General features: G+C 71.0%; 11 protein-coding genes. 5 read left to right on the top strand and 6 right to left on the bottom strand.

The genetic code is table 11. The annotated features are described in order from the left end of the window. Positions 1-42 precede the first annotated feature (42 nt). The 4 genes from araA to ACYVGI_RS00375 form a co-directional block, all read right to left on the bottom strand. Positions 43-1575, bottom strand: a complete 1533-nt coding sequence (gene araA / locus ACYVGI_RS00390) for an L-arabinose isomerase (protein WP_460630711.1) — start codon at positions 1573-1575, stop codon at positions 43-45. Next, complete coding sequence (locus ACYVGI_RS00385) at positions 1575-2339, bottom strand: L-ribulose-5-phosphate 4-epimerase (RefSeq protein WP_460630710.1); 765 nt, start codon at positions 2337-2339, stop codon at positions 1575-1577. The genes araA and ACYVGI_RS00385 overlap by 1 nt, the downstream gene beginning before the upstream one ends. Beyond that, positions 2336-4033 (bottom strand): xylulokinase, encoded by a 1698-nt coding sequence (locus tag ACYVGI_RS00380; RefSeq protein WP_460630709.1) that lies wholly within the window; start codon positions 4031-4033, stop codon positions 2336-2338. The genes ACYVGI_RS00385 and ACYVGI_RS00380 overlap by 4 nt, the downstream gene beginning before the upstream one ends. 159 nt (positions 4034-4192) lie before the next feature. Then, positions 4193-5236, bottom strand: a complete 1044-nt coding sequence (locus tag ACYVGI_RS00375) for a LacI family DNA-binding transcriptional regulator (RefSeq protein WP_460630708.1) — start codon at positions 5234-5236, stop codon at positions 4193-4195. Positions 5237-5366: 130 nt separating this feature from the next. Here ACYVGI_RS00375 and ACYVGI_RS00370 point away from each other — a divergent pair, with 130 nt between their 5' ends. Then, complete coding sequence (locus ACYVGI_RS00370) at positions 5367-6308, top strand: siderophore-interacting protein (RefSeq protein WP_460630707.1); 942 nt, start codon at positions 5367-5369, stop codon at positions 6306-6308. Between the two features lie 9 nt (positions 6309-6317). Here ACYVGI_RS00370 and lepB read toward each other — a convergent pair whose 3' ends face one another. Beyond that, entirely contained in the window at positions 6318-7052 is a 735-nt protein-coding gene (lepB, locus tag ACYVGI_RS00365) for a signal peptidase I (protein WP_460630706.1), read from the bottom strand. Between the two features lie 139 nt (positions 7053-7191). Here lepB and ACYVGI_RS00360 point away from each other — a divergent pair, with 139 nt between their 5' ends. The 4 genes from ACYVGI_RS00360 (at position 7192) to ACYVGI_RS00345 (ending at position 12204) form a co-directional block, all read left to right on the top strand. Continuing rightward, complete coding sequence (locus ACYVGI_RS00360; RefSeq protein WP_460631462.1) at positions 7192-8631, top strand: M23 family metallopeptidase; 1440 nt, start codon at positions 7192-7194, stop codon at positions 8629-8631. A 161-nt stretch (positions 8632-8792) separates the two neighbouring features. Then, on the top strand, positions 8793-10133 hold the full coding sequence (locus tag ACYVGI_RS00355) for a maltokinase N-terminal cap-like domain-containing protein (protein ID WP_460630705.1): 1341 nt from the start codon (positions 8793-8795) through the stop codon (positions 10131-10133). 86 nt (positions 10134-10219) lie between these two features. Then, entirely contained in the window at positions 10220-10921 is a 702-nt protein-coding gene (locus ACYVGI_RS00350; protein ID WP_460630704.1) for a GntR family transcriptional regulator, read from the top strand. Further along, positions 10918-12204: an MFS transporter gene (locus ACYVGI_RS00345; RefSeq protein WP_460630703.1), complete on the top strand. Its 1287-nt coding sequence runs from the start codon at positions 10918-10920 to the stop codon at positions 12202-12204. The genes ACYVGI_RS00350 and ACYVGI_RS00345 overlap by 4 nt, the downstream gene beginning before the upstream one ends. A 374-nt stretch (positions 12205-12578) precedes the next feature. On the opposite strand, the gene ACYVGI_RS00340 is transcribed toward ACYVGI_RS00345, so the two are convergent. Next, positions 12579-13967 carry an LLM class flavin-dependent oxidoreductase gene (locus ACYVGI_RS00340; RefSeq protein ID WP_460630702.1) on the bottom strand — a complete coding sequence of 463 codons (1389 nt, stop codon included), beginning with the start codon at positions 13965-13967 and terminating at the stop codon, positions 12579-12581. Position 13968 lies beyond the last annotated feature (1 nt).

The raw sequence follows: 13968 nt of genomic DNA, 5'->3' as shown, positions 1-13968 counted from the left end.
GCCGATGACAGGTACGGCGGCCAGGGGTATGGGGCGGCCTGGCTAGAGGCCGCGGGCGAGACGGTAGTACGCGGAGTTCCAGCGGAGCGCGTCGGTGAAGGCGCGCAGCGTGGTGTGCTCGTCGATCACGACGAGCTCGGTCTCGGCCATCTGCGCGAAGTCCTCGAACGCCTGTAGGCCGACCGCCGTCGACATCACCGTGTGGTGGGCGGCGCCGGCCTCCAGCCACGCGGTCGCCGACGTGGTGAAGTCCGGTGCGGGCTTCCAGACGGCGCGACCGACGGGCAGGCGGGGGAGCGGCGCGGTCGGCTCGACCACCTCGACGACGTTCGCCACCAACCGGAACCGGTCGCGCATATCCGACAGCGCCACCACGACCGCGGGCCCGGGGTCGGCCGTGAACACCAGGCGCACGGGGTCGTCCTTGCCACCGATGCCCAGCGGATGCACCTCCAGCGTCGGCCGAGAGGAGCTGAGCGCCGGGCTCACCTCCAGCATGTGCGCGCCGAGGATGCGCTCGTCGCCCGGCGTGAGGTCGTAGGTGTAGTCCTCCATCAGGGATGCGCCGCCCGGCAGACCCGCGCCCATCACGTTCGCGGCGCGAACCAGGATCGCGGTCTTCCAGTCACCCTCCGCGCCGAAGCCGTAGCCGTCCGCCATGAGCCGCTGCACGGCGAGACCGGGGAGCTGCTTCAACGCGCCCAGGTCTTCGAAGCTCGTCGTGAACGCGCCGAAGCCGCCCGACTCGAGGAATGACCGCAGACCGAGCTCGATGGCGGCTCCGTCGCGCAGGGAGGCGTGCCTGTCTCCGCCGCGACGGAGTTCGGGGGCGACGTCGTACAGGTCCTCGTACTCGGCGACCAGCGCATCCACGTCGGCATCGGACGCGGCCGAGACCGCCTCCGCCAGTTCGTTGACGCCCCAGGTGTTCACCTGCACGCCGAAGCGCAGCTCCGCCTCCGTCTTGTCGCCCTCGGTGACGGCGACGTAGCGCATGTTGTCACCGAAGCGGGCGAGCTTCAGCGAACGGGTGGCCGCCCAGCCGGCGGCGGCGCGCACCCAGGTGCCGATGCGCTCGGTGACGGCCGGGCTCGACACGTGGCCGACCACGGTCGTGCGCGCGACGCCCAGCCGCGACTGGATGTAGCCGAACTCGCGGTCGCCGTGCGCCGCCTGGTTGAGGTTCATGAAGTCGAAATCGATCTCGCCCCACGGCAGTTCGACGTTCGCCTGCGTGTGGAAGTGCAGCAGCGGCGTGCGCAGGGCGTCGAGTCCGGCAATCCACATCTTCGCGGGACTGAAGGTGTGCATCCAGGCGATGAGGCCGATGACGGCGTCGTCGGCGTTCGCCTCGAGCGCGATGCGGCGGATCGCGTCGGCGTCGGTGAGCACGGGCTTCCACACCACGCGCACGGGAACAGCAGTGGATGCGGCGAGCTGGTCGGCGATGGCGCGCGACTGCTCGGCGACCTGCGCGAGCGTCTCCGGCCCGTAGAGGTGCTGGCTGCCGGTGAGGAACCAGACTTCGTAGTGGTCGAGGGTGGTAGCGAGCGGGGTGCGAGGTGTGCCGGGCATCAGGCGAGAGATCCTTCCGGGTTCTGTCCGTAGACGTTCTGGTAGCGGTGATAGAGCGCGTCGATGCTCGCGGCGGGGATCGGCACGAGGTCGCCGCCCTGCCGGGCGATGTGGATGGTGCGGGCGACGTCTTCGGTCATGACGGCCGCCTTGACGGCGTCGCGCGCATCCCGGCCGATGGTGAACACGCCGTGGTTCTGCATGAGCACGGCGCGCGAGCGATGCCCGGTCAGCGTGGCGACGATGCCGCGGCCGATCGAGTCGTCGCCGATGATCGCGAACGGCCCGACCGGGATGTCGCCGCCGAACTCGTCGGCCATCGCGGTGATGACGCAGGGGATCGGCTCCGCGCGCGCCGCCCAGGCGGTGGCGTACGTCGAATGCGTGTGGACGACGCCGCCCACCTCCGGCATGTTCCGGTACACGTACGCGTGGGCGGCGGTGTCGCTGGACGGCGAGCGGTCGCCTCCGGCGGAGCCGGGAACCACCTGCCCGTCGAGCGCGCAGAGGATCATGTTCTCCGGCGCGAGGTCGTCGTAGTCGACGCCGCTCGGCTTGATGACGAACAGATCGGCGCCGGGGACGCGAGCGGAGATGTTGCCTCCCGTCCAAACGACAAGGCCGTTGCGGGTCAGCTCGGAGTGCAGGGCGGCGACCTGCTCGCGGACGGCACGGACGGCGGGGGTGTCGGTGCTGTTCTGGTCGGTGCTGTTCTGGTCGGCGCTGTTCTGGCCGGCGCTGTTCTGGCCGGTGGTGTCTGTCACGCTGCTGGTCCTTCCAGGGGGAGGGCGTCGACGGCGGCACGCTCGATGGCGAGTCCGGCGTCGAAGCGGTCGAGGTAGGCGGCGAACCCGGCGACGTCGTCCGGGTGCGGCCTGGCGGTGTCGAACGTGAAGGCGTGGAAGACGCGCGTGCGCAGGTAGGTGTCGAGGTCGTCGGGGGAGGTCGCGGCCGATTCCGCGGCTGCGCTGCCTGCCGCGGTTCCCGTTGCCGTGCCGGTGAACGCCGCCAGCACGGCGATCCCCCAGGCGCCGCCCTCGGAGGCCGTCTCGGAGACGGAGACCGGCGCATCCAGAGCCGCCGCCAGGAATCGCTGCGCGACCCCCTCGGTGCGGAACATGCCGCCGTGGGCGAACATCCGGTCGAGCGCGACGCCCTCCTCGGCGAGCACCCGCATCCCGAGTGCGAGGGTGCCGAACACGCCGTAGAGCTGGGCGCGCATGAAGTTGGCGAGGGTGAGGCGGCCGTCCGGGGTGCGGACGACGAGCGGGCGGCCCTCGGCGAGTCCTGCGATGGGCTCGCCGGCGAGCGTGTTGTAAGCGAGCACGCCGCCGGCGTCGCTGTCGCCGTCGAGCGCCTCCCGGAACAGGACGTCGTAGACGGCGTCCGCGTCGGCCGCTGTGCCTCCTGACGCGGCGGAGAATCGGGCGAAGAGTCCGGCCCACGCCGCCAGTTCGCTCGCCCCGTTGTTGCAGTGCACCATCGCGACCTGATCGCCGGCGGGGGTGGTGACGAGGTCGAGCTCGCGGTGCAGGCCCGCGATGGGGTGTTCGAGCACGACCATCGCGAAGATGCTGGTGCCCGCGCTGACGTTCCCCGTGCGTGGCGCCACCGAGTCGGTGGCGACCATCCCGGTGCCTGCGTCGCCCTCAGGCGGGGCGAACACGGCCCCTGGCCGCAGGGCGCCCGTCGGGTCGAGGAACGCCGCGCCGTCTGCCGTGAGCGCCCCCGCGGACTGACCGGCGACCAGGACCTCCGGCAGCAGCTCGGCGATGCTCGCGACGGGGAGACGCTCAGAGGCGAGAGCGTCGTATCGGGCGATGAGGCCGGAGTCGTAGGACTTCGTGGCGGGGTCGATGGGGAACATCCCGGATGCGTCCCCGACGCCCAGCACGTGACGTCCGGTGAGTTGCCGATGCACGTATCCGGCGAGCGTGGTCAGCGCAGCGAGCTGCGGCAGGTGCGGTTCGGCGTCGAGCACGGCCTGGTGCAGGTGCGCGATCGACCAGCGCAGCGGGATGTTCACGCCGAACAACTCGGTGAGCTCGGCGGCGGCCGGACCGGTGGAGGTGTTGCGCCAGGTGCGGAACGGCGCGATGGCCGCGCCAGCGGCGTCGAGGGCGAGGTAGCCGTGCATCATGGCGGAGACGCCGATGGCGCCGTACGTCGTTGGACGCACGCCGTGGCGGCGCTCCGCGTCGGAGACGAGGTCGGCGTACGCGGCCTGCAGACCGGTGCGGACCGCATCGAGCGAGTACGTCCAGGTGCGGTCGACGAACTCGTTCTCCCAGGCGTGCGAGCCGACGGCGAGCACCACGGACGGGTCGTCGGCGTCGACCAGGCAGGCCTTGATGCGCGTCGAGCCCAGCTCGATGCCGAGCGCCGTGCGCCCGCTCGCGATGGCGTCGTGCGCCGCGCTGTCGTCGGCCGTCACAGTCTCGTTCACGTCGTCCGCCATTGGTCTCCCTCATGCCCATGTGACCGGTCACATCGAATCCAGTATCCGCCGCCGCTTCTTCCCCTGTCAACTCGCCCCACCCCGAAGCAATCGAGCCCAGGGTTTTTCACTGTATGCGGGCCGAATAGCGTGAAAAAGCCTGGGCTCGATTGCTTCGGGCTAGGCGCGAGGGGAGGTGGAGGCGCGGAGGACGAGGGTGGGCGCGATCGGGGCGGGGGCCGCGGCCGCGGGGGCGGGCGCGGCGGCGGGCGCGTCGATCTCGGCGAGGAGCCGCGCGACGCAGCGACGGCCGAGCTCGGCGAAGTCTTGGCGCACCGTGGTCAGCGGCGGCGCGAAGTACGCCGCCTCCGGGATGTCGTCGAAGCCGACGACGCTCACGTCCTCCGGCACCCTTCGTCCCACCGTGCGCAGCGCGTGCAGCAGTCCGAGAGCCATCTGGTCGTTCGAGGAGAACACGGCGGTCACGTCCCGTCCGCCCTCCCCGGCCAGCAGGGCGGCGCCGATCCTGGCTCCGGATGCGCTCGTCCAGTCGCCTGGCGCTGTCACGATCCCGTCCAGCCCGACAGCGGCCAGCTCAGCGGTGAATCCACGCTGCCTGGCCGCGGCCTCCGCCCACTCCGGCGGTCCGGCGAGGTGCGCGATGCGCCGGTGGCCGAGGTCGAGCAGGTGCCGCACGGCGAGCCGAGCGCCGGCGATCTGGTCGACGAACACGCCGTCCCCGCCCGGCTCCTGCGAGCCGTGCAGCGTGACGAACGGGACGCCGACGGAGGCGGAGCGGAGTGCATCCACCACCGGGCGCTCGGGTGCGACCACCACGATCCCGTCCACCGCCTGCGCTGCCAGATGGTCGAGCGCCGCCGCGACCTCCTCCGCCGAGGTGTCTGCGACGTGCGCGATCGTCACGAAGTAGCCGGACGCGCGGGCGGCGTTCTCGACGGCGTCGATGCTGCTCGCCGGGCCGAACAGTGTGGAGGCGGACGACGCGAGGATGCCGATGGTGGTCGAGCGCGCCGTGCTGAGCATCCTGGCGGCCCTGTTGGGGCGGAAGTGCAGCTCTTCCATGGCGGCGAGCACGCGCATCCTGGTCTCGTCGCGGATGCTCGGATGCTCGTTCATCACGCGCGACACGGTCTGCCGGGACACCCCGGCGACCCTGGCCACGTCGCGGACGCCCGGTGCCCTGCTGCTGCCGTTGGTCTCCACGGTGACCAGCGTATGCGGTCGTCCGCCGTGGCTCGCCTGCCCGCGCTCGTCCCAGCCGTTCCGAAAGGTACTTAGTGTAGCCTTACCTTAGTCACCGACCAGCCCAACGACCCGATCAGGAAGGCGACCAGTGCCGCTGCTCGAACGCGAGAAGACCGACCGCCCCGGCTACCGCCCGTACCGCGCGACCGTCGTCGCCGTGCGACCGCTGAGCCCGAGCTTCGTCAGGGTCACCTTCGCATCCGACGCCTTCGACACGTTCGGCACCGACTGCCTCGACCAGCGCATCAAGATCGTCTTCCCCCTGCCGGACGGCAGCATCTCCGATCTCGGGATGGACAGCGAAGAGGCCATGCTCGCCGGCGACTGGTACGACCGCTGGCGTGCACTCCCCGACGAACAGCGCAACCCGTTCCGCACATACACGGTTCGCGCGATCGACCAGGATGCGCGCCTCCTCGACGTCGACTTCGTGTCCCACGGCGACGGCGGGCCGGCCGCACAGTGGCTCGCGGCCGCCGCGCCCGGCGCGGAGGTGGTCGTCGTCGGCCCCGACGCCAGAAGCATCCACTGCGGAACGGGCATCGATTGGCGTCCCGGCGAGGCGAGCGATCTGCTGCTGGTCGGCGACGAGACCGCCGCGCCCGCCATCTCCGCGATCCTCGAGTCGCTCCCGGCCGGGCGCCGCGCCCACGCGTACATCGAGGTCCCTGACGCGCGGGACGGCCTCCCACTCGACCACCCGGCCGGATGCACGGTCACCTGGCTCGACCGCGCTGGCGGGGACAACGGCAGCCGCCTGATCCCCGCCGTCGAGCAGTGGCTGGCCGCCCATCCGGAGACCGTAGCGGCCGCATCCAGCACCAGGGTGCAGGAACTCGACGACGTCGACATCGACGTCGAGACGCTGTGGGAGAGCCCGGAGCAGGCGGGAACCGGCTTCTACGCCTGGATCGCGGGCGAGTCCTCCACCGTCAAGACACTGCGCAGGATGCTCGTGACCGGCAGCGGAATCGACCGCAGCCACGTCGCCTTCATGGGGTACTGGCGGCTGGGAAGAGCCGAGTCGTAGGCCGGAGCCTCAGCCCCCGCTGCTCTGCCTGTCCGTTCCTGCGAACGTCTCGGGGTAGTTGCTGAGCCACGACCAGTGGCTGAGCGGCCAGCTCACCACGAAGGCGCGGCCGACCACGTCGTCCAGGGGCACGAAGCCCTTTCCTGGGTCGTCCATGTGGTAGCGGGAGTCTGCGGAGGAGTAGCGGTTGTCTCCCATGACCCAGATCTTGCCTGCGGGCACGGTCACGTCGAACGGCTTGCCGGACACCGCCTGCACACCGGCGGGCAGCAGCACGTACGGCTCCTTCAGCGGGACGCCGTTGACGCTCATCTGGCCGAGGGCGTTGCAGCAGGTGATCCTGTCGCCCGGCAGGCCGATGACGCGCTTCACCAGGTGCTGATCACTGTCGGATGCGCCGAGGCCGACGAAGTCGAGGACGGCCCCGACCGCCTTCTGCAGCGGGTTCGCGGTGCTGGGCGCCGGAGCGGGGAGCCAGCCGCCCGGGTCTTTGAACACCACGACGTCTCCGCGTTGCAGACCGAACAGTTTGGGCTGGAACTCGTTGACGATGATCCTGTCGTTGATCTGGAGCGTGTTCTCCATCGAGCCAGACGGGATGTAGAACGACCGGACCACGAACGTCTTGACCAGGAAAGACACCAGAACGGCGACCAGGAAGATGACGACGACATCCCTGAGGAGCGTCTTCCAGGTCGACTTCCTAGCGCCGCGGCGCGTGGTGGCTGTGGTGCTTTCGGTCACAATCTTTCACCGTAGCGTGCCGACCCTGTGAGCTGCATCCGACTCCCCGTGCCCCCGCTTGGGGACCCTTGTGCGGTGGGTGCCGGGGTGAGACCATCAGAGCACGGGCGCGCCTGTCCCACCGGCCGCCCGCGTGACGATGCGAAACGCGCTGGAACGCTCCGAGCAGTGGTCACGACGCGAACGCCCGCGCCGCGCTGGGAGAGCCTGTGCCGTCGCCGTGGTCGCCGTCGCGCTGGTCTTCGGAACCCAGCAGGCGGCCTTCGGAGCTGGATGCGCAGAGGGCGACAGTGGATGCACGGTGTCGACTCCCACACCGACCCCCACGGATGCGCCGTCGACCGATCCGGGCGGCACCGGAGACGGCGACGCGACGCCGACCCCGACGCCGAGCCCGACCGAGACCCCGACGCCGACCCCGACACCAACGCCCACGCCCACTCCGACGCCCACGCCCACTCCGACCCCCACACCTACGCCAACGCCGACCCCCACTCCCACCCCGACCCCGACCCCCACAGCCACGCCACCGACCACCCCGCCGCCCACCGACCAGATCCCGCTCGAACCCTCACCTGTCTTCGACAACGGCGTCACGCTCGACCAGTCGCAGTCGCAGCTGCAGCAGGCTGCGCAACTCGCCAGCGACCTCGCCGCCGCCCAGCAGACCCTCGCCGACGCCACGCAGCAGTCGATCGGCGTGCAGCGCGAGAAGGACCAGGCCGTCGCCGCCGCCGACACGCTCGCAGCGCAGGCGAAGTCCGCGAAGAAGCAGGCGCAGCAGTCGGCAGCGTTCGCGACCGCCCTCATCCGGTCGCAGGGCTCCAGGTCGCTGACGATGGATCCGCTGGCCGCCGCGCTCGAAAGCCCTGGCAACCTGCTCGACAAGCTCGGCGCCGTCGACCGGTTCCGCTCGGTGACCGCATCCCGAGAAGCGGCGATGACAGCCGCGAAGCGCGACGCGGAGCAGGCGGCAGCGCTGCACAGGAGGGCCGAGGAGGCACAGCAGACCGCGGACGGCGTCGACCTCGATAGCAGCGAGCAGGCTGTCGCCGACGCGCAGACGGCGGTCGACACCGCGGAGTCGGCGCTCGCGTCGCTGCCGACGCTGCAGGCGGCCGGCATCGGCTGGCAGGCGCTCGCGGACGTGCCGGCCGGCGTGTCCGGCTGGGTGCTTCCCGTGCACGGGCCGCTCACCGACCTGTTCGGTCCGCGTCCCTCGCGCCCGGCTGGCACCGCGCTCTTCCACCCCGGTGACGACATCGGCGCAGGATGCCGCTCCACCATCGTCGCCGCGGCTGCGGGGACCGTCGTGGCGGCGGGACCGAACGGGTCGTACGGCAACTTCGTGATGATCGACCACGGCGGCGGCGTCGCGACGGCGTACGGCCACATCGTCGACGGCGGGATCGGCGTGACCGTCGGCGAGACGGTGCAGGCCGGGCAGCCGATCGCGCTGGTCGGCAGCACGGGCGCATCCACCGGGTGCCACCTGCACTTCGAGGTGCGCGTGAACGGCGTGCAGATCGACCCGCTGCCGTTCATGGCAGCGCGAGGCGTGACGCTCGGAACGCGCTGACAGACGCACCGGCCCGAACGCGCCGGACGCACCGGCCCGAACGCGCCGGACCCACCGGCCCGAACGCGCCGGACGCGCCGACCCTGGCAGCGCGACGCGCGTTCCTCTGTGTTCCCAGGGTGCTCTGGCCGATTTCCGTCTCGCGGGCGTACGGTGCACACATGACCGAACTCACCGAGCTCGTCGGGTCATGGATGCGGCGCCAGCGCTGGTACTCGACCAAGAGCGTCGAACCGCGGCTGCGGCTGCTCGCGTCCTTCGAGACCGGACGGGCGGACGACGACGTCCGTATCGTCACGCACTTCTTCGCCGACGACGCGCCGCGCACCCCTCGGGTGTACCAGGTGCCCGTCGTCGCCAGGCCCAACGCGGACGGCGACCCTGCGGCGCTCATCTGCGAGGCCGGTGGCCGCTATCTGTACGACGGCCCGGACGACGAGGCGTACGTCACGGCACTCGTCGGCCTGATGGACGGCGCGCTCGGCGTCGACGGCAGGGATGCGGCCGCGCAGGGGCACACGCTCGGCGCACCCATCGCCGTGCAGTCGTCGCGCAAGCTCACCGGCGAGCAGTCGAACACGTCGATCGTCGGCGAGCTCGTCGGGGGCAGGCTCGCGCTGATCAAAGTCTTCCGGGTGGTACAGGACGGCGAGAACCCGGACGTGTCCACCCTCGCGGCGCTCACCGCGGGCGGGTCGCTGCGCACCCCGGCGCTGCTCGGCTGGCTCACCGGAAGCTGGCCGGCGCCCGCTGGCGGAGGCCGCGCATCCGGCGAGCTGGCGTTGGTGCAGGACTTCCTGAGCGGCGCGGAGGACGGCTGGGAGCTCGCGGTGAGCGCGGCGGAGCGCGGGGAGGACTTCGCCGACCGTGCCAGGGAGCTCGGCGCGGGAACGGCCGAGCTGCACCTGTCGTTGGCGGAGGCGCTGCCGACCAAGCAGGCGACGCGCGACGATGTCGCCCTGGCCCTCGACGGGATGTTCCAGCGCCTCACGATCACCTCCAGCGAGGTGCCGGAGGTGGCCGAGCTGCGGGCGGGGATCGCGGCGGTCTACGAGGTGGCGGCGGAGGAACCGCATCCCCTGTTGCAGCGCATCCACGGCGACCTGCACCTCGGGCAGGTGCTGTACTCGCCGGAGCGCGGCTGGCAGTTCATCGACTTCGAGGGGGAGCCGCTGCGGCCGCTGTCCGAGCGCGCGATCCCGGATGCGACGATGCGGGATGTGGCGGGGATGCTGCGCTCGTTCGACTACGTCGCAGGGTCTCTCGCGCGTCGGGAGCCGCCGATCGACGTGAGTGCGTGGGCGGCGAGGGCCAGGCAGGCGTACCTCGAGGGGTATGCGTCCGTGGCGGGAGCCGCGGTGGCCGACCATCAGCGGCTGCTCGACGCCTTCGAGCTCGACAAGGCCGTGTACGAGGTCACCTATGAGGCACGGCACCGGCCGTCGTGGGTGCCGATCCCGCTCGCCGCGGTGCGCAGGCTGCTCTCGACCCGCGTCGGCTGAGGTCCGGCGGCGGGGAACGCCTGGCCACAGACGCACGATTCTCCGTCTTGCACGCAAGCTTGCATACAAGAGCGTAGACTGGCCGCATGATCCCCGCGGCAGAGCTTGCGTACGCCACCACCAAACGTCTCATCCTGAGTGGAACGGCCCCCGGCGGCGCCCTGCTCAGCGAGGCGCAGGTCGGCGCGGAACTCGGCGTGAGCCGCACCCCGGTGCACGAGGCGTTCCTGCGTCTCGCCGCCGAAGGGCTGCTCACGCTGGAGACGCGCCGCGGCGCGATCGTGACGCCGATGTCGCCCAGGGAGGCGCAGAACGTCCTCGACCTGCGCGAGGCCATCGAGGCGAGCGCCGCCCGCCGGGTGCTGGATGCGGGCGGCCCGGACGACGCGCTCATCACCGCCCTCGACGACGCGCTCGCCGAGCAGCGCGCTGCCATCGCGGCAGACGACGTCGAACGCTTCGTGGAGGCCGACCAGTGGTTCCACGCGGCGATCGTCGAGGCGTCGGGGAACGACCTCGCCGTGCACTTCTTCGGGATGCTCAGAGACAGGCAGCAGCGCATCCGGCACCAGTTGTTCCGGGTGCGGCCCGGCACCCTCGGCGACTCGCTCGCGGATCACGAGGCCCTGTTCGCCGCGCTCCGGGACGGCAGCGATGTGCGGAACGACGTGGAGAACGATGCCGAGAACGACGGCGACAACGACGGCGGCGCGGCGCAGCGCAGGGGCGGGACGGCGTTCGAGGAGCGCCTGCGTGCGCACATCGCCAGGAACCAGGGCGCCCTGTGAGCCGACCCACCACGCGCCCGCCGTGGCGTATCGTCTTCGCGCTGATGTTCTTCTGCTCCTGGTGCGGCAATCAGTTCAGCCCGTTGCTGCTGATGTACAAGGACGTGCAGCACTACTCCGAGCTGACCGTCAACATGTTCCTCGGCGTCTACGTGCTCGGTCTCGCTCCCGCGCTCCTCGTCGCCGGTCCGCTGTCCGACCGGCACGGGCGGCGTCCGCTGATGCTCGCCGGGGTGCTCACCGCCGTGCTGGCGAGTGCGAGTCTCGCTCTCGGCACGTTCGGGCCGGTGCCGATCTACGTCGGCAGGCTGCTGTCGGGCATCACGGTCGGCATCGCGATGGCCGTGGGAACGAGCTGGATGAAGGAGCTCTCCTCCCCGCGCTACGAACCCGGTGTGGATGCTGCTGCCGGAGCGCGGCGCTCCTCGCTCGCGTTCACGCTCGGCTCGGCCACCGGCGCGCTGGTCGCGGGCGGGATCGCCCAGTTCACCGCGCTCGGCGAGGAGCTGCCGTTCGCCGTGCACATCCTGCTGACCCTGCCGTTCGCGTGGCTGGTGCTGCGCGCGCCGGAGACGGCGACAGCCGGAGGGGAGCGCGGTCCTCTGCTCGCTCGGCTTCGCATCCCGGGCGCCGGGCACAAACGCTTCACCAGGGTGGTGGTCGTCGCCGCGCCGTGGATCTTCGCCGCGGCGGCGCTCGCGTACGGCTACCTCCCCGTGCTGCTGGCGAAGCAGACCGGCGACTGGGGGCTCGGCTACGCGACGCTGCTCACGGTGGTGGCGCTCGGTGTCGCGTCTCTGGTCCAGCCGCTCGCGAAGCGCCTGCACTCGGTCTCGAGCGCACGCGGTCTCGTTGCGGCGCTCGTGGTGATCGCGGTGGGGCTGGTCGTGCTCACCGGAGCAGTCGCCTGGGGGTCGCTGTGGCTGGGCGGTGCTGCCAGCGTCGTCCTCGGGGCGGGGATGGGAGTCGCCCTGGTGTCCGGCCTGCTGGAGGTGCAGCGCATCGCGAGTCCGCGCGACCTCGCCGGGCTGACCGGGATGTTCTACGCGGTCGCGTACGCCGGGTTCCTGGTCCCGACGATCATGGCGGCCCTGACGCCCCCGCTCAGCACGATCGGCCTCTTCATCGCCCTCGTCGTGCTCGCGGCCCTGTCCGCGGTGCTGCTGCTCGCGTCGTACACGAAGCACCTGCACCCGCAGGCCCCGACGCCGACCGCCCCAACTCCAACTGCCCCGACGCCAACTGCCCCTACGCCGACTTCCCCGACGCCCGCCATCGGCTGACGCCGTTCTCCGTCGCGACGGAGATTTCGAGCGACACGCCGCCGAACCCTCCGTCCGAACGGAGTTCGCGCCGCATCCACAGGGTTTCTCCTGCGGACCAATCGAGCCGCCCACACCGCCCCCACCACCGCGCCCCCGGCAACCCCGCTCCCGCTGCGCAGGAGTTCTCCGCGCATCCAGCCGGGTTCTCCTTCCGGACGGAGCCCCCAGCGGCGTGTCGTGCTGGGACTCCTGCCGGGCCGCGCGCCCACACCGCGGCGCCGGAGCGTTACCCGCGCGTCCGGCGCCACGTGGGGTCGGCGCATCGAAGCCCTGTGCCGCCTTGCGGCGATTGTCCTGCTGCCGGGCTCCTGGCGGTAGACAGACTGGGGATTCTACTGCTGAGTCGTAGCCTGAGCAACGATGCGGTAGCCGGCGCCGCGGTGGTTCTCCGGCAGCCGGTCGCCTGCCCCGTGCAGCTTGTGGCGCAGGCTGCCCTCCACGTACTCCTCCGGGTATGCGCCGCGCTTGCGCAGCTCGGGGATGACGAACTCCACCACGTCCTCGAAGGTCCCCGGAGTGATCGCGTACGCCAGGTTGAAGCCGTCGACGTCGGTGTCCTCCACCCACTCCTGCAACTGGTAGGCGATCTCCGAACCTGAGCCGACGATGAACGGGCCGAGGCCGCCGATCGCGCCGAGACGGCCGATGTCGCGCACCGTCCACTCGCTGCCGTCCTCGTTGGCGCGCTGGTAGTTGGCGACCGCCGACTGGATGGCGTTGCTCTGCACGTTCCCGATCGGCTCGTCGAGGTCGTAGGTCGACAGGTCGACGCCCATCCACCCGGACATGAACACCAGCGCACCCTCCGGCGATGCGTACGTCAGGTAGTCCTCGTACTTCGCCTGCGCCTTCTCGCTGGTCTCGTCGGTGATGATCGTGAGCAGCGTGTAGATGCGCGCGGCGTACCGGTCGCGCCCGGCCGCTTCGAGCGCATCCCGCAGCTTGGCGACTGTCGCCTTCAGCCCCTCCTTGGTGGAGGCGGCGACGAAGATGGCCTCCGCGTTCTCCGCCGCGAAGCCGATGCCGCGACTGGATGCGCCCGCCTGGTAGATCACCGGCGTGCGCTGGGTGCTCGGCTCCGACAGGTGGATGCCCGGCACCGTGTAGTGCTTGCCGTGGTGCCCGATCTCGTGCACCTTCGACGGGTCGGTGAACACGCCCGTCTCGCGGTCGCGGACGACGGCGTCGTCCTCCCACGACCCCTCCCAGAGCTTGTAGAGCACTTCGAGGTATTCGTCGGCCTGGTCGTAGCGGTCGTCGTGCTGGAGCTGGTCCTCGTGGCCCATGTTGCGCGCGGCGGACGGCAGGTACCCGGTGACAACGTTCCAGCCGATCCGGCCGTTGGTCAGGTGGTCGAGCGTCGACATGCGGCGCGCGAACGGGTATGGATGCTCGTACGCCGTCCCTGCCGTGATCCCGAACCCGAGGTGCTCGGTGACGAGCGCCATCGCGGACACCAGCAGCACGGGGTCATTCACGGGCACCTGGGCGCCGTGGCGGATGGCGGCCTCGTTCGACCCGCCGTACACGTCGTAGGTGCCCAGCACATCCGCGATGAAGATGCCATCGAACGCGCCGCGCTCGAGCAGCTTGGCCAGCTCGGTCCAGTATGTGAGGTCCTTGTAGCGCCAGGCCTGGTCGTCCGGGTGTCGCCACATGCCGGAGGACTGGTGGGCGACGCAATTCATATCGAAGGCGTTGAATCGGATCTGACGGGTCATG

The sequence above is a fragment of the Leifsonia lichenia genome (assembly GCF_054780215.1).
The sequence above is the reverse complement of the archived record's forward strand: the minus strand, read 5'-3'. Positions and strand labels throughout refer to the sequence as shown.